Consider the following 21,410-nt stretch of genomic DNA (forward strand, 5'->3'; position numbering starts at 1 on the left):
GGTAAACGGTATCGTTAATGACGATTAATGCAGCACTTTCTATGGCGAATAATCAATCGGGCCCTGTTAGCCTGAGCCAAGCTGTTGCCGGAAATCGCCCGATTACGCCGGCCCGCGACCCTATTATTGTTAATCCTGTTACCGCCGAAGTTGACTCGCAACATTTTGAAAGCCAACAGGTTGCCATTGTTGATGATGTAACCTTATCGGCAAAACAACAAGCGCGTGTAGAGTATGATCGTGACACAAACAGTCAACGTGGTGCTATAGCGCAATACTTGTCGACTCAACACTCAGCAAAACGCGAAGAAATTCAACAAATGGTCGGTATCGACTTATATGCCTAGTGGTTTATCTGCAACGCCGAGTCGCAGCCGCTTTATGTTTGAGCTGCTGGTGGCTTTTTTACTGACACGATTCCCGTATATTTCGATTCCTTTCAAATGGCTTGAAAGCTACTTTCATGAGTTATCCCATGGTATTGCCACATTATTAACCGGTGGCATGGTGAGTCATATTCAATTGTTCCCTAATGGCGCCGGTCTGTGTTTTAGCCAAGGTGGCAGCAGTATTTTTATTGCCTATGCTGGATATTTTGGTGCCGCGTTATGGGGCTATGTGATTTTTTTATTGGCCACTAAAAAAAGCATTATCCGCTTTACGCTCAGCTTACTCGGACTTACGGTAGCGGCATCATTAGTTTTCTGGGCACGCGATTTACTCACTATTGCCATATTGATCGTACTAGTCATTGTTTTTTTGTTACCACTTAAATTAAAAAACAGTAGTGTGTTAAACACCTTACTGCGTATATTAGGACTTATGATAATTTTAAATGCCATGGCAAGCCCTATGGTGTTATTCGGGTTAAGCGGTCAAGGCGATGCGGTGATGTTAGCGCAGTTGACCTGGATCCCAGCTTGGTTATGGGTAATGACATGGCTATTATTCAGTGGTTTTATGCTGTGGCTATGTTGGCAGAAAGTAGATTACAAAAAGGGAGTTATTAAATGAAACGTAACATGATGTTAGGTGCCTTAATTGGTTTTTCGAGCCTTGGGTTTACCACTTCAGTGCTTGCCGCTGATGCTGTTCCTGTTAAACAAGAGGCGATGCCGCAAATTAATGCAGCATTAGCCAAAGCCGTTGCAAGTGAGTTTCGTTCTTCAGAAAATAAGTTACGTGATAATTATCGTCACCCTGCAGAAACGCTTGCGTTTTTTGATATTAAACCAGAACAAACCGTCATCGAGTTGTGGCCAGGCGGTGGTTGGTATGCTGAAATATTAGCCCCATATTTAGCCGAAAAGGGCCAATACGTCGCGGCTAACTTTGAAACAAAACCGGCTACAGACACTAAACAAAGTGCTTATTATCAATCGGCTGGATTAAAGTTTGAAAAATGGGTCAGCGACAACAAAGCCAGCGTTGGCAATGTGCAATTTGTGACGTTAGATCCACCGACTAAATTTTCGTTGGGTAAAGATAACTCTGCCGATCACGTACTGACATTCCGCAACCTGCACAACTGGGCAATGAAAGGCGAGTTGGAAGGCGTGTTTAAAGCCGCACATGATGTACTCAAAGTGGGTGGGTCATTTGGCGTTGTTGAGCATCGTGCAAACATCGGTATGGCAGCTGAAAGCGGCTATATGGATCAAAATCAAATGGTTGAGTTAGCCCATAAATACGGTTTTGAACTTACAGCAAGTTCTGAAATCAATGCTAACCCAAAAGACAGCAAAAATTATCCAAAAGGCGTGTGGACACTGCCACCGCGTTTAGCCATGGGCGATCAAGATAAGCAAAAGTATATTGATATAGGTGAAAGCGATCGTATGACGCTTAAGTTCACCAAAACTGCTGCTAAGTAAGCTATTAGAGTCAGTTAATCAGTTCTTTTTAATAACACACGGCGAATACGCCGTGTGTTATTTTTATGAGTAATACCATTCCGCGAAGTCTTTCTTATCCCATTGATTATCATGTCGTGGTTTGTACATGTCGATGATGCGCGTTGTGTTTTTATTGTGTATCTCCACTCAATGCGTTTTACAGTTATAAAAGGTGAGCCAATCATGTTGACACTCCATTCAACCGAATTTCAATTGCCATTGGCGCATATCAACATTGCCGCAAAGCGCTATGGACAAGCCGATAAACCCATTATTTTGGCTCTACACGGTTGGTTAGATAACGTCGACAGCTTTATTCCGTTAGCCAATGTATTTGAACAACATGGATTATTTGAGTCGCATCAACTGATCTGTATTGACTTGCCTGGCCACGGATTATCTGAACATCGCCCAGGACGCTATCCATTACATTGGATTGATTATATCTATGATTTACAAGCTGTTATTCAAGCTATATCAATCGAAGGGCAGCCTATAACACTCATAGGACATTCGCTGGGTGGCATTATTGCCTCTGCATATAATGCCTGTATGGGGGAAAATGTGGATAAGCTGATTTTGATTGAAGCACTCGCGCCTTTATATGAATCTGCAGAGCATGCTAAGACTCGACTTCGTAAAGGTTTACTGCAACAGCAGCGTTTTAACCGCCAATTATCACGGCCAATACCTACGTATTCGTCGATGGATGTGGCCGTTCAAGCTCGCCATCAATTGACTGGGCTTGCATTGCCTTGGTGTGAGCTGATCACGAAACGAAATATGCAATTGATCGATGGTAAATGTGCTTGGCGAAGCGACCCAAGATTAAAGCTTGATTCATTAAATCGTTTTACGTTTGAACAAGTTGATGGATTAATGTCCACTAGTGACACGCAAACACTCTTCATTGGTGCTCAAGACGGTTATAAACAACTCACCTTAACAGACCAGCATGCAAATACCTGGTTTAGCAACATTAAAATGGTAACATTAGCAGGCGATCATCACCTACATATGGGTAATGCAAACCTCGTCGCAGAAACGATTGGAGCTTTTATTCTAAATTAGTGGTTTAGACAGCTAAAATCGCTGTTATTTTGAATGTATTTATGTGATTATGATCAAAAATTAAAACACTTGTATGATTTTTGTCACTACAATTATCATTACAGGTAATATAAAAAAGCCTGCGATAACAATATTAATGATACGCAGTGCTATAAAATTTACCACTGACGGGGAATGCACGTCTTAGCACAGTGGAATTATTAGGAGACACCTGTGGACCAGCCTTGGATTAATCACCTGCCTGAACATGTTCCGGCCGAAATAGACCCATCTCAATATAGTTCGTTAGTACATATGTTTGAAGATTCAGTGGCTAAATATGCCGATCAAGCTGCATTTATCAACATGGGTGCAACAATGACCTATCGTAAGCTTGAAGAACGCAGCCGCGCATTTGCAGCCTACTTACAAAATGATCTGCATTTAAATAAAGGTGATCGTGTCGCTATTATGATGCCGAACTTATTGCAATATCCTATTGCTTTATTTGGTATTTTACGCGCAGGCATGGTGGTGGTTAACGTTAACCCACTGTATACCCCTCGTGAGTTAAAGCATCAGCTTATCGACTCTGGCGCAAAAGCCATTGTGGTTGTTTCAAACTTTGCCAACACCCTTGAAGAAGTCGTTGACCAAACGCCAGTTGAGTCGGTTATTATTACCAGTCTTGGCGATCAGCTCAGTGCACCTAAACGTACACTGGTTAATTTTGTGGTGAAATACATAAAAAGAATGGTACCTAAATACCATTTGCCTCACGCATTGTCATTTCGTGATGCGCTAACAAAAGGTCGTCGTCTACAGTACATTAAAGCGGCTATTAATGGCGATGATTTAGCGTTTTTACAATACACCGGCGGAACAACTGGCGTCTCTAAAGGGGCGATGTTAAGCCATAAAAACGTGGTGAGTAACGTATTGCAAGCTAATGGCGCCTATTCGCCAGCGCTGGAAGACGGTGTTGAGTTTGTGGTCACCGCACTACCGCTTTATCATATTTTTGCCTTAACTGTTAACTGCTTATTGTTTTTACATAAAGGCAGCAAAAATTTATTAATAACTAACCCACGCGATATTCCGGCGTTTGTAGGCGAGTTAAAAAAATACCCATTTACAGCACTTACCGGGGTTAACACCTTATTTAATGCGCTAGTGAACAATGAAGAATTTAATAAATTAGATTTTTCTGGGCTTAAGTTTTCCATTGGTGGCGGCATGGCGGTACAACGTGCAGTGGCTGATAAATGGCAAAAAATTACCAAAACTCGCTTACTAGAAGGTTACGGGTTAACAGAAGCATCGCCATTGGTAACGTGTTGTCCTTATAATTTAGAAGGTTATAACGGATCTATTGGTTTTCCAGCGCCATCAACATTGATCCAAATCCGTGATGATGACTCAAAAGTCTTGGCCCAAGGCGAAACTGGTGAGCTACATGCAAAAGGCCCACAGATTATGCAAGGGTACTGGCAGCGTCCTGAAGAGACATCAAAAGTCATTGATAAAGATGGCTGGCTCGCAACAGGTGATATCGGTTACATGGACGAAAAAGGCTTTTTCTTCATTGTTGACCGTAAAAAAGACATGATTTTAGTGTCTGGTTTTAACGTATTCCCTAATGAAGTGGAAGAAGTTGTTGCTATGCACCCTAAGGTGATTGAAGTCGCCGCAGTTGGTGTACCGCATGAAGCCAGTGGTGAATTGGTTAAAATTTTCGTGGTCGCCAAAGACAAGTCGCTTACTGAAGAAGAGCTAATTAAACATTGCCGACATCATTTAACGGGATATAAAGTGCCTAAGCTGGTAGAATTTAGGGACGAATTACCAAAAACGAATGTGGGTAAAATTTTACGCCGACAACTTCGAGACGAAGTGAAGAAAGCATAAAATACTAGCCGGCAATTGCGCCGGCTTTTTTATTGGTGCCTTTCCCCATTTGTATTTTTTAGCGGAGCTTATTTTGTTAACGTTTGAATATATCAGTGATGATGCGAGCCTTTTGTCATTAGTTGAGCAATACCAACAAAGTACCTTATTGGTACTTGATACTGAGTTTGTCCGCACCCGTACTTATTATGCAAAGTTAGGGCTTATTCAAGCCTATGATGGTAATACGTTAGCCTTGATTGATCCTGTGGCGATTACTGATCTCAGCCCATTTTGGCAACTCCTGACTAACCCTAATATCGTTAAATTAGTGCATTCATGCAGTGAAGATCTCGAAGTGTTTGCCCATTATGGTGAATGTCAGCCGAGTCCGTTATTTGATAGTCAAATCGCGGCAAGCCTGGCAGGGTTTGGCCATGGTTTAGGCTATGCCAAACTGGTTGAAGCATGTTTACAAGTTGAAGTGGATAAGGGCGAATCCAGAACAGATTGGATGAAGCGACCGTTAACCGATGCTCAGTTACAGTATGCTGCCAATGATGTATATTATTTGTATAAGTTGTATCCGCAATTACAGCAAAAACTAATTGAAAATCAACGCGAAGCCTGGTTGTTTGAAGAAGGCCAACGCATGACCGAGGGCAGAATGACGTTGCCCGACGGTGACAGCATTTACCTCAAAGTCAAAAATGCATTTCAACTTAATGGCCAACAACTTGCGTATTTAAAAGTACTGGCGAAATGGCGTTTAAGCAAAGCGGTTAACCGCAATTTGGCATTGGGTTTTGTGGTTAAAGACCATGCGCTCATTGCTCTTGCTAAAAAGCAGCCGACAACCCTTGCCGAATTAAGTCGTTTAACCGATTTAACAGAGCAAGAAAAACGGATTCATGGCAAAGATTTATTAGCGGTGATGGCCACGGCCGATTTAACTAATCTGCCTGAAGAGGTTGATATAGTCGCTTTAAAATCAGGTTACAAGTCTGCATTTAAAGACCTTAAAACCCGCTTAACTGAATTGTGTGAGCGCGAACAAGTGTCGTTAGAGTTTGTCGGTTCAAAACGCCATATTCATGAATATTTAGTATGGCTTTATCATAAAAAGCAAACACCTACACCGTTATTATTGTGCGGTTGGAGAGGGCTGTTAATCGGTGACTTACTGGCGGATATTCAGTTTAGCTAAGTGGTCGTTAGGGCTTGTGGGTTATCGTAAATGTCATTATTTTCGATAGCCAATAAAAAAGGATACTCGCATTATGCCAGTATCCTTTTTTCACCTTAGCGAACTACTTTGAATCAGGTAAGGTGACGTTAAGTTCTAATACCGATAAATTATCATCGTTTTGATCAAGTTGCACAGAGACTTGGTCGTCTGATATCTGAACATATTTGCGGATCACTTCGATGATTTCTTGCTTCATCTTTGGGAAGTAATCGGGCGCACCGCGTTCTCCACGCTGATGTGCCACAATAATTTGCAATCTTTCCTTTGCCAGCGATGCGGTATTAGGTTTTTTATTGCTTCTGAAATAATCAAGTATCGACATAGTTAGCTACCAAAAATCCTTTTAAGGAATCCCTTTTTTTCTTCTGTGATAAATCGAACCGGTACATCGTCACCTAATAAGCGAGCGACAGTATCGCTGTAGGCTGAGCCTGCATCACTTTCTTGATCAATAATCACTGGTACACCAGAGTTTGACGCTTTAAGTACCGACTGAGACTCAGGAATAACCCCAAGTAGTTCGATGGCTAAAATTTCTTTTACATCTTCCACACTGAGCATCTCACCTGTTTTGACTCTAGCAGGTGAATAGCGGGTAAGTAATAAATATTCTTTAATAGGCTCAAGTGACAGCTCTGCACGGCGAGAACGGCTTTGTAACATGCCTAATATACGGTCTGAGTCGCGCACTGAGCTGACTTCAGGGTTAGTCGTTACAATGGCTATGTCGGCAAAGTATAATGCCATCATTGCGCCTTGCTCAATACCGGCTGGTGAGTCACAGACGATGTAATCAAAGTCTTTGGCTAAATTGTCTAATACTCGCCCCACACCCTCTTTGGTTAATGCATCTTTGTCGCGTGTTTGCGACGCAGGTAATACAAAGAGTTTGTCACAGCGCTTATCTTTAATTAAGGCTTGATTGAGGTTTGCTTCGCCATTAATCACATTAACAAAGTCATACACTACACGACGTTCACAACCCATAATTAAATCAAGGTTACGTAAACCGATATCAAAATCGATAACCACGGTTTTTTTACCTTTTAAAGCCAATCCTGTGGCAATTGCTGCACTGGATGTTGTTTTTCCCACACCACCTTTACCTGATGTGACAACAATAATTTGCGCCATTTTGTTTTATATCCTTTTGTTTGCCAATTATTGAGGCAATGATTCAACTGTGAGAGATTCGCCTTCAAGGCGGATACAACCTCTTTGATCGAGTGCGTATTGTTGTAAATGTTCTGTTAACCAATACTGCCCAGCAATCGACACTAATTCTGCTTCAAGCGAGTTAGCAATAATCACACTTTGATTATCACCCGCAGCACCTGCCATGGCTTTACCACGAAGTGCACCATATATATGAATGCTACCATCAGCAATGACTTCAGCGCCATTGCCAACCGCACCAAAAATGACTAAATCAGCATTTTGTGCGTATATTTGTTGTCCAGAACGCACATTTTGCTTAACAATTTTAGTGGCTCTTTTAGGTAACTCAGCTTTTGCGGCTTGTTTACCTGATTTGACCACGGCAATCGCCATGCTTTTAGCCTGTTCTATTTGCGCTTCATTCGCATCGGTAATGCCAACGATAATTAAATTTCGGTCAGTTAATAATTGTTTGAGCGCGTAAAAATCGATTTGGGTATGCTTAATCGCAGCAAGATTTAACACCAAAGGCGCGCCCAAGAAAAATTGCGGGGCTTGTGCCAATTTGTTATCTAATTCAGCAGCAATAATGTCGAGATTACTATTATTTATGTGCAGTACTGACAGTGTAAAAGACGTGGCTTTTAATTCGAGATTTTGTTTAGCCATCCCGGCATCATTCTCCAAAACATCAGCTAGAAACTGATTTACAATTATTTTCTTGAGTTACCATGTTATAGTGTGGTTAGTTGACTATCAAGTTTGAACCTTTGGAAATTTACACTAAAATGATTTGTGCAGTATATAAAAGCAGTAGAAAAGCCGATACTTACCTTTTTGTCAAAAAACGTGATGTTTTTGATGATGTTCCAGTTCAATTAATGGAAATGTTTGGCGCACCAACATTAGTGATGATTGTACCTTTATCAAAGCGTGATCATCTTGGTATTGCTGATATTGGTAAAGTGAAAGTGGCATTAGAAGAACAAGGCTTTTATTTACAAATTCCGCCACCGAATATTAATTTACTCGACCAACACAAACAAGAGATAGGTTTTAAGCAATAAACTGAATCTTTTGAGGAGTAAACAGGACTCATATGATTCTAAAAATCATCTTAAGCACAATAGTTTACTTCTTATTTTCTCCGTTAGTGATGGCTAAGAGTAGTCATCACCAATTTGAAGATTATCTGCTTTACCTACAACAACAATCCATTAATGCTGGTGTTGCTCCGGTGACGGCAGAGCGGTATATTCCACAGATTAAAGTGTTTAAAAAAGCCAATCTTGATTCTAAGCCACAACACACGCTTGAAACCTCTATTGCACAAGACATTCCAGAAATTACTGTCAGTACCGCTAGAGCCATGTTGCAACAACATGAAGTACTCGTTCATAAGCTCAGCCAGCGTTATCAAATTCAACCTCGTTTTCTGATTGCCCTATGGGGTGTTAATTCGCGCTTTGGCGAGCAATCTGGTCGGTTTTCAACATTATCTGTTTTAGCATCTCTTGCTTTTAAAGGTGAAAATGAATCTTTTTATGTTAACGAGTTTATTGCTGCGCTGAAGCTCATTGAACAGAAAAATATCCCAATCGCTTCGCTGCGTAGTTCATCAACTGGGGCTATGGGACAAATGCAAATGATGCCATCACAGTTATTAGCATATGCTGTAGATGGCAATCAAGATGGCACAATTGATATTTGGGATACGACAGAAGATGCGTTTGCCAGCGCGGCCAATATGTTACATCAACAAGGTTGGCAATTTGACTCTACCTGGGGCAGGCAAGTTAAAGCGACCATGATGTTGGACCCTAATTTATTAGGGTTGGCCACGACCCATACTTTTCCCCAATGGCAGGCATATGGCATTAGGCGTTTTAATGGTGATAACTTGCCATCGCGCAGCGATATGAATGTGTCGTTAATTGCTCCTGACGGTAGCAAAGGGCGCTTTTATTTGGTTTACGATAATTTTCGATTATTACATCAATTTACACCCTCATTTCATGACACCCTTGCGTTAACCTATCTTTCTGAAAAAATTAAGCAGTAACTTGAGCTGTTTTCGGTGTAAAATGCTGACAAATTTTGATGAATAATTCTTTAGATAGACCATGATGACACAGTTTTGGACAACAACCCCGTTAGATGAAATGACTCCGATACAATGGGAGTCGCTCTGTGATGGCTGCGGTAAATGCTGCTTAAACAAAATTATCGATGATGAAACCGATGAATTGTATTACACCAATGCTGCTTGTCATTTACTTGATGGGGACAGTTGCAGTTGTCGACGCTACATTGAACGTTTTAAATACGTGCCAGAATGTACTGCGATAACGCCTGCTAACATTAGCGAGTTAACCTGGCTGCCAGACAGCTGTGCTTATCGTCGTTTATATTTGGGTAAAGCGTTACCTAGCTGGCACCCATTATTGACCGGTGACAAAGAGGCTATGCATGCTGCAGGTATTTCGGTGCAAGGTAAAACGGTTAACGAGATGAAAGTTAAATACTTAGAAGACTGTATTGTTTTGTGGCCATTACTTGATGTTGAATAGTAAACGATAATACTAATCCGCATTAATAAGTGACCACTCAGCATGCATCCTGCGGTTTCGATAAAATAGCAGACACCGATGTGCGTCACGATAAAAAAAGACCTCTATTGAGGTCTTTTTTTGTTCAATCACAGTGATAGGTTATTTTGCCGGTTTTAAGCTCGGAACAAGCATAGCTAACCAAATCAGGGCATAGATAGCAAAACACACCATCATCCATTGTGCCATGCTCACCGATAACCACGTCCAAGGCAGATCACTGCACATTCCGGTAGGAGAAAACACCGATGGGAGCCAAACATCTAATGGCATAAAGCTTGGGAATTCAGGATAAAAAGAGCATGTTGCAAAAGGTGACGGGTTCACTTGCATGTTGTTAAGCTCATAAGCTAAACGAAATCCCCATACAGCAGACACCACCCAACCCACTAAGCCTACAAAGCGTAAAATCAACCATGTGGGTTGAAGCATGCCAATTAATCCCGCCAATATAAGGCCAAGAACGGCTACACGCACGTATATGCACATTACGCAGGGTGACAGATCCATTCCATATTGAAAAAACAGTGCGGCAAGCTCTAATACCACTCCAGAGAGCGCGAGTAATCCCCACGATAAACGACCACGACAAAAGAGTTGTAACGTTGACAAGTACTGCTCCTAGTGCAATTTTGAGATAAAAAAACACCCTCAATTGAGGGTGTTCAAATGGGTTGTGTCGACTTTAAGATAAATTATCTATTAAGTCCAACATCCTAGCTCACTAATGGCCGCTAACCATACCGCCCAAATCTTTCGCTGAGTGGTGAATAATCAACTGCGTGTCGTACAGTACTTGGGTCATATCAGTTAAGAAACCGGTTTCAATGGCCATCACTCCCACAATCGATAATACGATGGTATAAGGTAATGCCATCCACACCATGCGACCATAAGACAGACGAATAAGCGGTGCAATCGCAGAGGTCAACAAGAACAAGAACGCAGCTTGTCCGTTTGGCGTAGCAACTGACGGAAGGTTAGTACCTGTGTTAATTGCGACAGCAAGTAAGTCAAATTGGTCTCGGGTAATTTGGCCACTCAGTAATGCTGATTTAACTTCGTTAATGTACACCGTACCCACAAAGACGTTATCACTCACCATAGACAATAAGCCGTTTGCAATATAGAAAATCACCAACTGCGTATTGCCTTCATAACCTAATGCCCATTGGATGACTGGCGCAAATAAGCCTTGGTCAATGATCACACCAACAACGGCGAAGAACACGGCTAAAAGTGCAGTAAACGGTAATGCTTCTTCAAACGCTTTACCCAATGCATGTTCATCAGTCACACCATTAAAGGCCGTCGCTAAAATAATGACAGATAAACCGATTAAGCCTACAGACGCTAAATGCAGTGCTAAGCCGACAATTAACCAAACACCAATTAACGCCTGAACAACCAATTTCATTTTATCTTGGTTGGTTCGATGCGAATCTTCATGAGCTGCGTAGTCAGTTAAAATGCGGTGAACAGCATCAGGTAACTGCGCGCCATAGCCAAACCATTTTAATTTTTCTACAAGGAAACAAGTAAAAATACCCGCAAACAGCACCGGCATAGTGACTGGTGACATACGTAAGAAGAACTCACCAAATTGCCAATGCGCCTGCGCCGCAATGATTAAGTTTTGTGGCTCACCCACCATGGTACATACACCACCTAAAGCGGTACCAATACCAGAATGCATCAATAGGTTACGTAAAAACGCTCTAAATGCTTCTAATTCATCGTCGTTGAGTTGGTCTGAAGATTCCGATGTATGGTCGTGCCCATCATTATCGCTAAAGCTCTTGCCTGACGCGACTTTGTGATAAATAGAGTAAAAGCCCACCGCCACAGCAATGATCACTGCAATAACGGTTAAAGCGTCTAAAAAGGCAGATAAAAAGGCCGATGCGGTGCAAAACATCAAGGACACAATAATTTTGGAACGAACTTTAGTGATCATCTTGGTAAATACGAACAGCAACAGCTGCTTCATAAAGTAAATACCGGCAACCATAAACACTAATAGTAAAAGCACTTCTAAGTTGGCTTCTATTTCATGTAGAACCTGGGTGGGCGATGTCATGCCAATCATCACCGCTTCAATTGCAAGCAAGCCCCCTGGCTGTAACGGATAACATTTTAATGCCATCGCGAGTGTAAAAATGAATTCAACAACCAGCACCCATCCTGCGACAAATGGACTGACATAAAAGAACAGCAGGGGATTAATAATTAAAAATGCCAAAATGGCGTATTTGTACCACTTAGGCGAATTGCCTAAAAAGTTAACAAATAGCGCTTGACCCTTGGTTGCCTGCATAGCAGCCTCTCCGATATTGTTATTGTGACAGTATTGGTACCATTTCTTGATAGCAAACAACACATTCTTATTTTCAACAGGTTGGGAGAATAGAGGCAAGTTCGGATTAAAAACTTGATGAAAATCAATATTTCATTAATTTTCATTAAAACTTTACCTACTATAGTATTACAAATGGCCTGCGGTTAATTGAAAATAGTAATAAATTGATTTATTAAACAAGGTTTTAGCGCATGTTGTAATGCGAAAAACGCTATATGGCTCATTATTTTCGTCGCTAGTGTAGCTTAAACAAGTCTCATTGTAATGCCGTAGTACGAGCAAAAATACCTACACAGCACTAACAAACTAGCTACATGAGTATATACTAAACTTGTTTTATTTTATCGACATAAATCACGATATGTTGATGATAATAGTCAAGTTGTGAAGTGAATTCAGTTAATCCGATTTGAATGAATTAGGTATGTTTAAAAAACAAGCATTATATGTGTTGTGAATAAACAATGGTTTTTATTTTCCACCGCTCTGGTATGATCAGTCAATAGTTTCGCCATTGTTTAGCAATAGGATATGAAGGCTAATGATCATCAATGCCAAAGGCCCAGCAAGTTTCGCCGAAAAGTACATTGTTCGTTCCATTTGGGAAAACAAGTTCCCACCCGGATCAATTTTACCCGCGGAACGTGAGCTTTCTGAACTCATTGGAGTGACTCGCACAACATTACGTGAAGTACTGCAACGTTTAGCTCGAGATGGCTGGTTGAAAATTCAACATGGCAAACCAACCCAAGTGAATAACTTTTGGGAAACATCAGGACTCAATATTCTTGAAACCATCGCGGATTTAAATCCAGATGGATTTCCGTTATTAGTCGATCAGTTAATGTCGGCGCGTGGCAACGTGAGTAACATTTATTTCCGAGCATCGATTAGACACAATCCAGACAAAGCTATTGCCGCTTTAGCAGGTATTCATTCGTTAGAAAACGATGCTGAAGCCTATGCCGAGTTTGATTACCAATTACATCACACCTTGGCTTTTGCGTCAGGAAATCCACTGTATGTGTTGATTTTAAATGGGTTTAAAGGTTTATATAACCGTGTGGGTCGCTTCTACTTTTCAAGCCAAGAAGCTCGAGAATTGACGATGCGTTTCTATATCAAACTTGAAAAATTAGCCAAAGATAAAAACTATGCCGAAGTGCCTACGTTAATGCGTAACAATGGTATTGAAAGCGGTAAATTATGGCAAAAACTGCGTGATGATATGCCTGCTGAAATCGGTCATGACAACAGCTAAATCAGTTTTATAGCTTAAACATAAAAACCAATCGTTTAGCGATTGGTTTTTTTATGCCCATAAGCTAAGGACTTATGTTAAAGGACTTATTGTTAAAGCATATGTTATTAGCTAATGTAATGAGCCTAAGCGATAACGTTATAAGAAGAATGGTGAGGCTGTGATTCCATTTCAGGGCATGTTGATAGTACTTTTATCATGCCAAGTTCATCAACTTGCTCGAGTGTCACAGTAAACCCCCATAACCGATGCAGATGTTTCAATACTTCCTGATGATTGTCTGCCAACGGGATATTATCAAAAGGGATATAACGAAGCGTTATCGAACGGTCGCCATTGACCAGCACTTGTTGTACTTGAATGTTAGGCTCGATGTTAGACAAGTTATACTGCTGCGACAGTGTATTGCGAATATCTTGATAACCTTGTTCATCGTGAATGGCGGATACGGCTAAATGACTGCGTTTTTCATCATCTAAAATCCCAAATAACTTAAAGTCTCTTATCACTTTAGGAGATAAGTATTGGCTGATAAAACTCTCATCTTTAAAGTTTTGCATCGCAAAATGTACTGTGGTTAGCCAGTCGCTGCCCGCGATATCGGGAAACCATTGACGGTCTTCATCCGTTGGGTTTTCACAAATGCGCCTAATATCAATAAACATGGCAAACCCTAAAGCATAGGGGTTAATGCCAGTATAGTAAGGGCTATTATAAGACGGCTGCGCGACGACTGCAGTGTGGCTTTGTAAAAACTCTAACATAAAGCGATCGCTGACTTTACCGGTATCATAAAGACGATTCAAAATGGTGTAATGCCAAAATGTTGCCCAGCCTTCATTCATGACCTGAGTCTGTTTTTGAGGGTAAAAATATTGCGCCATTTTACGCACAATACGCACCAGTTCACGTTGCCAAGGTGCTAATAATGGGGCGTTTTTTTCGATAAAATACAGAATGTTTTCTTGCGGTTCTTCTGGAAAGATTTTGTCGTTATCTTGGGGTGTTTTTTGCGGTGATATGGGGATGGTTCGCCATAAGTCATTAACCTGAGTTTGCAGGTAATCCTCGCGCTCTTGTTGACGTGCTTGCTCTTCTTTAAACGACACCTCAGCAGGGCGCTTGTAACGATCAACGCCATAATTCATTAATGCATGGCAAGAGTCGAGCGTGAGTTCAACCTGTTCAATGCCGTATTTTACTTCGCATTCCCGAATGTAATTCTTGGCAAACACTAAGTAATCAATAATTGAGCTGGCATCAGTCCAGGTTTTAAATAAATAGTTATTTTTAAAAAAACTATTATGGCCATAACATGCATGTGCCATCACTAGGGCTTGCATGGTGATGGTGTTTTCTTCCATTAAATAGGCAATGCAAGGGTCTGAGTTAATCACAATCTCGTAGGCTAAGCCCATTTGCCCGCGCTTGTAACCTTGCTCCGTTTCAATAAAACGTTTGCCAAACGACCAATGGGTATAACCGATTGGCATACCAATTCCGGCGTAAGCGTCCATCATTTGCTCGGCGGTGATGATTTCGATTTGGTTTGGGTATGCATCCAATTTGAAAAAATCTGCAGCTTCAGCAATGGCTTGCTGATATTGGTTAAGTAAGTCGAATGTCCATTCGGGTCCATCATCCAACGGCTTGCGAGTTGCATTAACCATGGTCACCCCCTATACAGCCTGTTTTTTAAAGAGTTCGCGAAATACCGGATAAATGTCTTCGACTTCACGAATGTGTTGCACTGCAATATTATCAAATTGTTGTTGCAGATCTTGATATTGATTCCATAAGGTCTGGTGGGCACGTTGAGTGATTTCGATGTAACTAAAGTATCGCACTTTAGGCAGTATATGGTTGGCCAATAAGTCATGGCAGTGGGGCGAATCATCGACCCAGTTATCACCGTCAGAGGCTTGCGCTGCGTAAATGTTCCATTCGTTTTCAGGATAACGTGCTTGTTGTATTTCGTTCATTAATGTTAATGCACTCGATACTATGGTGCCGCCAGTTTCTTGCGAGTAAAAAAATTCGTGTTCATCGACTTCTTTTGCTTGAGTGTGATGGCGGATATACACCACCTCAAGATTTTTATAACTGCGGGTTAAAAACAAATACAGCAATATATAAAACCGTTTGGCAATGTCTTTAGTCGCTTGATCCATCGAGCCAGATACATCCATTAAACAGAACATTACCGCCTGACTGGATGGTTTTTCACGTTTTGCGTAGTTATTGAACTTTAAGTCAAAGGTGTCGATAAACGGCACATTGGCGATTTGTTTTTTGAGCAATTCAATTTGCTCTTTTAACGCGAAAATGTTTTCAGCTTTTGAGCCTGGTGTATTTTGTAATTGCTCAAGCTCGGCTGCTAATAATTTGAGGGCGCGCTTTTTACTGCCAGACATCGCAATACGGCGTGCAAGTGACGAACGCAGCGAGCGTACAATATTAATATTGGCTGGCACGCCATCGTTGGTAAAACCCGCCCGATAAATTTGATACTCAACCAACTTATTAAAGCGATTATTTTGCAAGTTGGGTAGTGCTAAGTCTTCAAATAATAATTCTAGATATTCATCTTTTGAGATATTAAAGACAAAATCGTCACTGCCTTCGCCGCTGTCTGAAGCATCGCCTTGGCCCGCACCATCTTGACCGCCATTAGGGCGCTGTATTTGGTCTCCACGATTAAACTGATCATTACCAGGATGAACGCGATTTCGTTTACCGCCTTGACCTTGCCTAAATAGCGGTTCACTGATGTCGCGAGTCGGAATACTGATCTTTTCCCCTTTATCAATATCAGTCACACTGCGACGGGTCACGGCATCACTGACCGCTTTTTTGATTTGTTTTTTATAGCGCTCAATAAAACGCTGACGATTAACCGTGCTTTTTCCTTTAGCATTAAGTCGTCTATCGATAAAGTTTGCCATACGCCCCCCAAGTCAACTATCTGGCTGAGTATGTCTCAGCCAGGGCTGGGTGTTGATTATGATGATTTTCGAACGCGTAAATACCATTCAGACAATAAGCGGACTTGTTTCTTGGTGTAGCCTTTCTCCATCATCCGATTGACGAAATCATCGTGTTTACGTTGGTCATCATTTGAGGTTTTGGCATTGAATGAAATAACGGGTAATAAATCTTCTGTATTAGAAAACATTTTCTTTTCAATCACAGTGCGCAGTTTTTCGTAACTGGTCCACAATGGATTATTACCTTCGTTGTTGGCTCTGGCGCGTAAAACGAAGTTAACGATTTCATTGCGGAAGTCTTTAGGATTACTGATGCCTGCTGGTTTTTCAATTTTTTCCAGCTCAGCATTTAAGGCGCCACGGTCAAATAACTGACCGGTTTCAGGATCGCGATACTCTTGATCTTGGATCCAAAAGTCTGCGTAGGTGACATAACGGTCAAAAATATTTTGGCCGTATTCTGAATAAGACTCAAGATAGGCAGTTTGAATTTCTTTACCAATAAATTCCACATACTTAGGAATAAGGTAGCCTTTTAAAAATTCAAGGTACTTCTCGCCTGTTTCACTTGGGAATTGCTCTTGTTCAATTTGCTTTTCAAGTACGTAAAAAAGGTGCACAGGATTAGCGGCAATTTCAGCACTATCAAAGTTGAACACACGTGACAAAATTTTAAAGGCAAAACGAGTCGACAATCCTTGCATACCTTCATCTACACCGGCGTAGTCTCGATACTCCTGGTATGATTTAGCTTTTGGATCGGTGTCTTTTAAACTTTCGCCATTATAGACACGCATTTTTGAATAAATTGATGAGTTATCAGGGACTTTTAAGCGTGATAACACACTAAACTGCGCTAAGGTTTCTAACGTTCCAGGTGCACACGATGCTGCAGATAATTCGGAGTTGACTAACAACTTTTGATAGATTGCCATTTCTTCTGATACGCGCAAACAATAAGGCACTTTAACAATATAAACCCGGTCTAAAAAAGCTTCGTTGTTTTTGTTATTTCTAAATGTCGACCATTCAGACTCATTTGAGTGAGCCAAAATAATCCCATTGTAGGGCAGTGCAGATAAGCCCTCTGTACCATTGTAATTGCCTTCTTGAGTGGCGGTTAATAATGGGTGTAGCACTTTAATGGGCGCTTTAAACATTTCGACAAATTCCATCAAGCCTTGGTTGGCACGACACAGCGCACCTGAGTATGCATACGCATCGGCATCATCTTGTGAAAAATGCTCAAGTTGACGAATATCCACTTTACCGACAAGCGCAGAAATATCTTGATTGTTTTCATCGCCAGGCTCTGTTTTCGCAATACCAATTTGATCTAATACTGATGGATAGACTTTTACGACTCTAAATTTAGAAATGTCGCCGCCGTATTGATGTAGGCGTTTAACTGCCCAGGGAGACATGATGGTTTTAAGGTAGCGAATGGGAATATTGTATTCGCTCTGTAGCAGTGTACTGTCTTCTTCGGGATCAAATAAGCAAAAAGGGTGGTCGTTGACAGGGCTGCGCATACCATCTGCACTGAGAATATAAATCGGCACTTGTTGCATTAAGGCTTTTAATTTTTCAGCCAGTGATGATTTACCGCCACCGACAGGGCCAAGCAAATACAGGATCTGCTTTGATTCTTCTAAGCCTTGAGCTGAATGTTTTAAATAAGCCACGATTTGTTCGATAGCATCTTCCATGCCATAAAAATCTTTAAAAGCGGGATAGCTTGCAATTAAACGGTTAGAGAAAATTCGACTCAGGATGGGATTTTTGGCTGTGTCGACCATTTTTGCTTCACCAATGGCCATTAATAATCGTTCTGCAGCAGACACGTATGCACTTTTGTCTTGCTTACAAATATCAAGAAATTGCGCTAAGGTGTATTCCTCGTCGAGCTTTTTCTCATAACGTTGTTGATAATGCTCAAATATGCCCATGGTAACCCCCTCAAAACATACAGTTGTCTCACTTTTAAAAGCCAAAGTGATGGGAGAGGATCTAGGGGAATATGCTGCTAGATCTATCCAGCTACATTAGGCTTTACGACTAAAGTGTAGGACAGGGCAAACGACTTAGCTAAATTTTAGTTAAAATAAATTAAATAAAAACAATGACAAACAGTAGCATTTGCAATAGTTGCAAAAATAGAGCTGAGCATAAAGTATGAGCGTTAATGACATCCAGGCATAAAAAAGGAGCCATATAGGCTCCTTAAGTTTTACTGTTAATTAAGATTAAGCAGCAAAGTTCTTGTTAACAAATTCCCAGTTAACAAGTTGCCAGAAGTGAGCTAAATACTCTGGACGTGCGTTACGATAATCAACGTAGTAAGCATGTTCCCATACGTCTACAGTTAATAAAATAGTAACTGATTCATCTGTTAACGGTGTTGCAGCGTTGCTGGTGTTAACGATAGCTAAAGAACCGTCAGCTTTTTTCACTAACCAAGTCCAAGCGCTACCGAAGTTGTTTACTGCAGAATCTGTAAACTTAGCTTTGAATTCTTCAAAAGAACCGAAAGATGCATTGATAGCCGCTGCGATATCGCCAGTGGCTTCGCCGCCAGCGTTAGGCGCTAAACAGTTCCAGTAAAAAGTGTGGTTCCAAACTTGAGCTGCGTTGTTGAACATGCCACCTGTTGAAGTTTTAACAACTTCTTCTAGCGTCTTGCCAGCAAATTCAGTTCCTTCAACTAAACCATTCAGTTTTACCACGTAAGTGTTGTGGTGCTTACCGTAATGGAACTCGATAGTTTCTTGTGAAATGTGCGGTTCAAGTGCGTTCTTTGCATAAGGTAATGCTGGTAGTTCGAAAGCCATTAGTATCTCTCCATGGATTCAGGTTATCGTTTTTGTTTACCAATCAGGTAACATTGCTCTCTTGCTATTGTACTGATTATTTTTGTGATGTGAATCATTGTTTAGGGAATTATCGCGCTTGGGCTAATTGATTTGCTGGATTTTAGATTAACCTTACAAATCGTAGCATTTTGTTATTTGTCTAGGTGTCGTACAATAGCTATTATGTGTTCAGTCGTCGTACTTAGGAAATCAAATGGAAACTGTAGAAAAGATTAAACAGCAAATTAGCGAAAACCCAATTATTGTGTACATGAAAGGTTCGCCTAAATTACCAAGCTGTGGATTTTCATCTCAGGTTGCTCAGGTGATGATCAACTGTGGTGAACAATTTGCATTCGTAGACATTTTACAGCACCCAGATATCCGTGCTGAATTACCAAAATTTGCTAACTGGCCAACATTCCCACAATTATGGGTTGAAGGCGAGTTGATTGGTGGTTGTGACATCATCACCGAAATGTTCCAAAAAGGTGAGCTTCAGCCAATTATTAAAGCCACTGCTGATAAATTCCGTACAGAAGATGCAGCAGAGTAATCGTTAACCTTTAATGTGTTTAACGCAATAAAAAAAGCCCCAAAGCGAGAGCCATTGGGGCTTTTTATTATCTGTTATTTAACAATGTCAGTTATCAATCTTAATGTGTTTCATCTGTGTGAGGCTTTTTTACCGTCGGTAAAATTAAATTCATGACTATCGCCACAATACCGCAAAGGCTGATGCCTGTTAGGCTAAATGAGCCTATGCCAAAGGCCATGCCGCCAATACCAAATACCAGAGTCACCCCAACAATACTTAAATTGCGTGGTTCAGATAAATCGACCTGATGGCGTATCAAGGTATTTAAGCCAACCGCCGCAATAGAGCCAAACAATAAGCACATAATGCCGCCCATTACCGGCACCGGGATCGTTTGCATTAATGCCCCCAATTTACCAACAAAAGCAAGCGTAATCGCGGTGATAGCCGTCCATGTCATAATGCGTGGGTCAAAACTTTTGGTTAATGTGACTGCGCCAGTGACTTCACTGTATGTGGTGTTTGGTGGTCCACCTAACGCCGATGCTGCAATAGTCGCAATACCGTCACCCATTAATGTGCGGTGCAGGCCTGGCTTTTTAAGAAAATCTTTACCGGTCACATTTGAAATCGCTAAAATATCTCCAATGTGCTCAACTGCAGGTGCAATGGCTACCGGGATCATGAATAAAATAGCGTGCCAATTAAATTCTGGGGCAACAAAGTTGGGCATGGCTAACCATGCCGCTTGCGTTACCGGGGTAAAGTCAACGATGCCAAAGGCTAAACTGGCGCCGTAGCCAACTAAGATACCGGCAAGGATCGGCATTAATCGCACTAATCCTTTGGCGAATACAGCAACCAAAACCGTAGTCATTAATGCGGCAAGTGAAATAAATAACGCGGTGTTTTGTTCAATAATCACTATGCTGCCGTCGCCACTTTTACCCAGCGCCATATTGACTGCAACAGGGGCTAAGCCTAAGCCAATAATCATGATGACAGGGCCGACGACCACAGGCGGTAACAACCTATGAATAAAGCCGGTGCCGCGTAACTTAACCGATAAGCCCAGTAACATGTACACCACACCAGCCGCCATTAATCCACCCATAGTGGCCGGAATGCCCCAAGTTTGTACGCCATATAAAATCGGCGCAATAAAGGCAAAAGAAGAAGCAAGAAATATGGGGACTTGACGCTTAGTGACGAGTTGAAACAAAAGGGTACCGAAACCGGCAGTAAACAGGGCGACGCTAGTGTCTAGGCCAGTTAATAATGGCATAAGTACCAGTGCACCAAAGGCGACAAATAACATTTGTGCACCTTGAAGCGGGATTAACACGCGTTTCATATTTTTCTCCATCATTATCTAGAAGCTGGCTAGAAGCTGGCGTGTGATTAAACGGCGCGAATTGTCACATAAATGCCAGTGTTTTCATAACCTGTATTAGGCCTATGTGGCGATTATAGTTATTTGATATCGCTACAATACTTAGTCAAATTGACCTTAGTGCTACCTTGCCGTAAAAAGAGTTTTCGTTATCCATTTTTTATTATGATAT

The 21,410-nt window shown here is 41.3% G+C and carries 21 protein-coding genes; 11 read left to right on the top strand and 10 right to left on the bottom strand.

Annotated elements, in window-relative coordinates:
• The first annotated feature begins 17 nt into the window (after positions 1 to 17).
• The 6 genes from AC19MV_RS02000 (at position 18) to rnd (ending at position 6,039) form a co-directional block, all read left to right on the top strand.
• The gene (locus AC19MV_RS02000) at positions 18 to 347 is read left to right on the top strand and encodes a hypothetical protein (protein ID WP_498305487.1); all 330 of its coding nucleotides are present in this window, start codon (positions 18 to 20) and stop codon (positions 345 to 347) included.
• A complete protein-coding gene (locus AC19MV_RS02005) occupies positions 340 to 1,014 on the top strand; it encodes a M50 family metallopeptidase (RefSeq protein WP_498305489.1) in 675 nt (224 codons plus the stop codon). Before AC19MV_RS02000 ends, AC19MV_RS02005 begins: the two co-directional genes overlap by 8 nt.
• Entirely contained in the window at positions 1,011 to 1,874 is an 864-nt protein-coding gene (locus AC19MV_RS02010) for a class I SAM-dependent methyltransferase (RefSeq protein ID WP_432399588.1), read from the top strand. Before AC19MV_RS02005 ends, AC19MV_RS02010 begins: the two co-directional genes overlap by 4 nt.
• Positions 1,875 to 2,078: 204 nt before the next feature.
• Positions 2,079 to 2,966 carry an alpha/beta fold hydrolase gene (locus AC19MV_RS02015; protein WP_498305491.1) on the top strand — a complete coding sequence of 296 codons (888 nt, stop codon included), beginning with the start codon at positions 2,079 to 2,081 and terminating at the stop codon, positions 2,964 to 2,966.
• A gap of 213 nt (positions 2,967 to 3,179) precedes the next feature.
• Positions 3,180 to 4,853, top strand: a complete 1,674-nt coding sequence (fadD, locus tag AC19MV_RS02020) for a long-chain-fatty-acid--CoA ligase FadD (protein WP_432399586.1) — start codon at positions 3,180 to 3,182, stop codon at positions 4,851 to 4,853.
• A 73-nt stretch (positions 4,854 to 4,926) separates the two neighbouring features.
• Complete coding sequence (gene rnd / locus AC19MV_RS02025; protein ID WP_498305493.1) at positions 4,927 to 6,039, top strand: ribonuclease D; 1,113 nt, start codon at positions 4,927 to 4,929, stop codon at positions 6,037 to 6,039.
• A 103-nt stretch (positions 6,040 to 6,142) separates the two neighbouring features.
• Here the strand turns inward: rnd and minE are convergent, their stop codons facing one another.
• The 3 genes from minE to minC are packed head-to-tail and all read right to left on the bottom strand — an operon-like array spanning position 6,143 to position 7,908.
• Complete coding sequence (gene minE / locus AC19MV_RS02030; RefSeq protein ID WP_160052275.1) at positions 6,143 to 6,403, bottom strand: cell division topological specificity factor MinE; 261 nt, start codon at positions 6,401 to 6,403, stop codon at positions 6,143 to 6,145.
• A 2-nt stretch (positions 6,404 to 6,405) separates the two neighbouring features.
• Positions 6,406 to 7,215: a septum site-determining protein MinD gene (gene minD / locus AC19MV_RS02035; RefSeq protein WP_432399582.1), complete on the bottom strand. Its 810-nt coding sequence runs from the start codon at positions 7,213 to 7,215 to the stop codon at positions 6,406 to 6,408.
• 27 nt (positions 7,216 to 7,242) lie between these two features.
• The gene (minC, locus tag AC19MV_RS02040; RefSeq protein ID WP_498305494.1) at positions 7,243 to 7,908 is read right to left on the bottom strand and encodes a septum site-determining protein MinC; all 666 of its coding nucleotides are present in this window, start codon (positions 7,906 to 7,908) and stop codon (positions 7,243 to 7,245) included.
• Between the two features lie 119 nt (positions 7,909 to 8,027).
• Between minC and AC19MV_RS02045 the strand changes: the two genes are divergently transcribed.
• The 3 genes from AC19MV_RS02045 (at position 8,028) to AC19MV_RS02055 (ending at position 9,809) form a co-directional block, all read left to right on the top strand.
• Positions 8,028 to 8,306 carry a YcgL domain-containing protein gene (locus AC19MV_RS02045; RefSeq protein ID WP_498305810.1) on the top strand — a complete coding sequence of 93 codons (279 nt, stop codon included), beginning with the start codon at positions 8,028 to 8,030 and terminating at the stop codon, positions 8,304 to 8,306.
• A 32-nt stretch (positions 8,307 to 8,338) separates the two neighbouring features.
• Positions 8,339 to 9,301: a lytic murein transglycosylase gene (locus tag AC19MV_RS02050; protein ID WP_498305496.1), complete on the top strand. Its 963-nt coding sequence runs from the start codon at positions 8,339 to 8,341 to the stop codon at positions 9,299 to 9,301.
• Between the two features lie 61 nt (positions 9,302 to 9,362).
• Positions 9,363 to 9,809: a YcgN family cysteine cluster protein gene (locus AC19MV_RS02055; RefSeq protein ID WP_432399578.1), complete on the top strand. Its 447-nt coding sequence runs from the start codon at positions 9,363 to 9,365 to the stop codon at positions 9,807 to 9,809.
• A 141-nt stretch (positions 9,810 to 9,950) separates the two neighbouring features.
• Here AC19MV_RS02055 and dsbB read toward each other — a convergent pair whose 3' ends face one another.
• Positions 9,951 to 10,460: a disulfide bond formation protein DsbB gene (dsbB, locus tag AC19MV_RS02060; protein WP_498305498.1), complete on the bottom strand. Its 510-nt coding sequence runs from the start codon at positions 10,458 to 10,460 to the stop codon at positions 9,951 to 9,953.
• Between the two features lie 112 nt (positions 10,461 to 10,572).
• Positions 10,573 to 12,165 carry a sodium/proton antiporter NhaB gene (gene nhaB / locus AC19MV_RS02065; protein WP_498305500.1) on the bottom strand — a complete coding sequence of 531 codons (1,593 nt, stop codon included), beginning with the start codon at positions 12,163 to 12,165 and terminating at the stop codon, positions 10,573 to 10,575.
• Positions 12,166 to 12,748: 583 nt separating this feature from the next.
• Here nhaB and fadR point away from each other — a divergent pair.
• A complete protein-coding gene (gene fadR, locus AC19MV_RS02070; protein WP_432399575.1) occupies positions 12,749 to 13,468 on the top strand; it encodes a fatty acid metabolism transcriptional regulator FadR in 720 nt (239 codons plus the stop codon).
• Between the two features lie 125 nt (positions 13,469 to 13,593).
• Here the strand turns inward: fadR and AC19MV_RS02075 are convergent, their stop codons facing one another.
• From AC19MV_RS02075 to sodB, 4 genes are all read right to left on the bottom strand, one after another.
• Positions 13,594 to 15,138, bottom strand: a complete 1,545-nt coding sequence (locus AC19MV_RS02075) for a SpoVR family protein (protein ID WP_498305502.1) — start codon at positions 15,136 to 15,138, stop codon at positions 13,594 to 13,596.
• A 9-nt stretch (positions 15,139 to 15,147) separates the two neighbouring features.
• Positions 15,148 to 16,413 (bottom strand): YeaH/YhbH family protein, encoded by a 1,266-nt coding sequence (locus AC19MV_RS02080; RefSeq protein WP_498305504.1) that lies wholly within the window; start codon positions 16,411 to 16,413, stop codon positions 15,148 to 15,150.
• A gap of 56 nt (positions 16,414 to 16,469) precedes the next feature.
• Entirely contained in the window at positions 16,470 to 18,404 is a 1,935-nt protein-coding gene (locus AC19MV_RS02085) for a PrkA family serine protein kinase (protein WP_498305506.1), read from the bottom strand.
• A 297-nt stretch (positions 18,405 to 18,701) separates the two neighbouring features.
• On the bottom strand, positions 18,702 to 19,286 hold the full coding sequence (gene sodB, locus AC19MV_RS02090; protein ID WP_011637213.1) for a superoxide dismutase [Fe]: 585 nt from the start codon (positions 19,284 to 19,286) through the stop codon (positions 18,702 to 18,704).
• Positions 19,287 to 19,521: 235 nt separating this feature from the next.
• Here sodB and grxD point away from each other — a divergent pair, with 235 nt between their 5' ends.
• The gene (gene grxD / locus AC19MV_RS02095) at positions 19,522 to 19,863 is read left to right on the top strand and encodes a Grx4 family monothiol glutaredoxin (protein ID WP_011637214.1); all 342 of its coding nucleotides are present in this window, start codon (positions 19,522 to 19,524) and stop codon (positions 19,861 to 19,863) included.
• A gap of 100 nt (positions 19,864 to 19,963) precedes the next feature.
• Here grxD and AC19MV_RS02100 read toward each other — a convergent pair whose 3' ends face one another.
• Entirely contained in the window at positions 19,964 to 21,199 is a 1,236-nt protein-coding gene (locus AC19MV_RS02100; RefSeq protein WP_498299116.1) for a uracil-xanthine permease family protein, read from the bottom strand.
• Positions 21,200 to 21,410: the final 211 nt, after the last annotated feature.

It is taken from the genome of Shewanella sp. MF05913 (genome assembly GCF_059758095.1).

Excerpts from the sequence above, each read along its gene's own strand:
- AC19MV_RS02000 (WP_498305487.1), top strand. The coding sequence starts at position 18 with ATGACGATTAATGCAGCACTTTCTATGGCGAATAATCAATCGGGCCCT.
- AC19MV_RS02005 (WP_498305489.1), top strand. The coding sequence starts at position 340 with ATGCCTAGTGGTTTATCTGCAACGCCGAGTCGCAGCCGCTTTATGTTT.
- AC19MV_RS02010 (WP_432399588.1), top strand. The coding sequence starts at position 1,011 with ATGAAACGTAACATGATGTTAGGTGCCTTAATTGGTTTTTCGAGCCTT.
- AC19MV_RS02015 (WP_498305491.1), top strand. The coding sequence starts at position 2,079 with ATGTTGACACTCCATTCAACCGAATTTCAATTGCCATTGGCGCATATC.
- minE (WP_160052275.1), bottom strand. The coding sequence starts at position 6,403 with ATGTCGATACTTGATTATTTCAGAAGCAATAAAAAACCTAATACCGCA.
- minD (WP_432399582.1), bottom strand. The coding sequence starts at position 7,215 with ATGGCGCAAATTATTGTTGTCACATCAGGTAAAGGTGGTGTGGGAAAA.
- minC (WP_498305494.1), bottom strand. The coding sequence starts at position 7,908 with ATGGCTAAACAAAATCTCGAATTAAAAGCCACGTCTTTTACACTGTCA.
- AC19MV_RS02045 (WP_498305810.1), top strand. The coding sequence starts at position 8,028 with ATGATTTGTGCAGTATATAAAAGCAGTAGAAAAGCCGATACTTACCTT.
- AC19MV_RS02050 (WP_498305496.1), top strand. The coding sequence starts at position 8,339 with ATGATTCTAAAAATCATCTTAAGCACAATAGTTTACTTCTTATTTTCT.
- AC19MV_RS02055 (WP_432399578.1), top strand. The coding sequence starts at position 9,363 with ATGATGACACAGTTTTGGACAACAACCCCGTTAGATGAAATGACTCCG.
- nhaB (WP_498305500.1), bottom strand. The coding sequence starts at position 12,165 with ATGCAGGCAACCAAGGGTCAAGCGCTATTTGTTAACTTTTTAGGCAAT.
- fadR (WP_432399575.1), top strand. The coding sequence starts at position 12,749 with ATGATCATCAATGCCAAAGGCCCAGCAAGTTTCGCCGAAAAGTACATT.
- AC19MV_RS02075 (WP_498305502.1), bottom strand. The coding sequence starts at position 15,138 with ATGGTTAATGCAACTCGCAAGCCGTTGGATGATGGACCCGAATGGACA.
- AC19MV_RS02080 (WP_498305504.1), bottom strand. The coding sequence starts at position 16,413 with ATGGCAAACTTTATCGATAGACGACTTAATGCTAAAGGAAAAAGCACG.
- AC19MV_RS02085 (WP_498305506.1), bottom strand. The coding sequence starts at position 18,404 with ATGGGCATATTTGAGCATTATCAACAACGTTATGAGAAAAAGCTCGAC.
- sodB (WP_011637213.1), bottom strand. The coding sequence starts at position 19,286 with ATGGCTTTCGAACTACCAGCATTACCTTATGCAAAGAACGCACTTGAA.
- grxD (WP_011637214.1), top strand. The coding sequence starts at position 19,522 with ATGGAAACTGTAGAAAAGATTAAACAGCAAATTAGCGAAAACCCAATT.
- AC19MV_RS02100 (WP_498299116.1), bottom strand. The coding sequence starts at position 21,199 with ATGAAACGCGTGTTAATCCCGCTTCAAGGTGCACAAATGTTATTTGTC.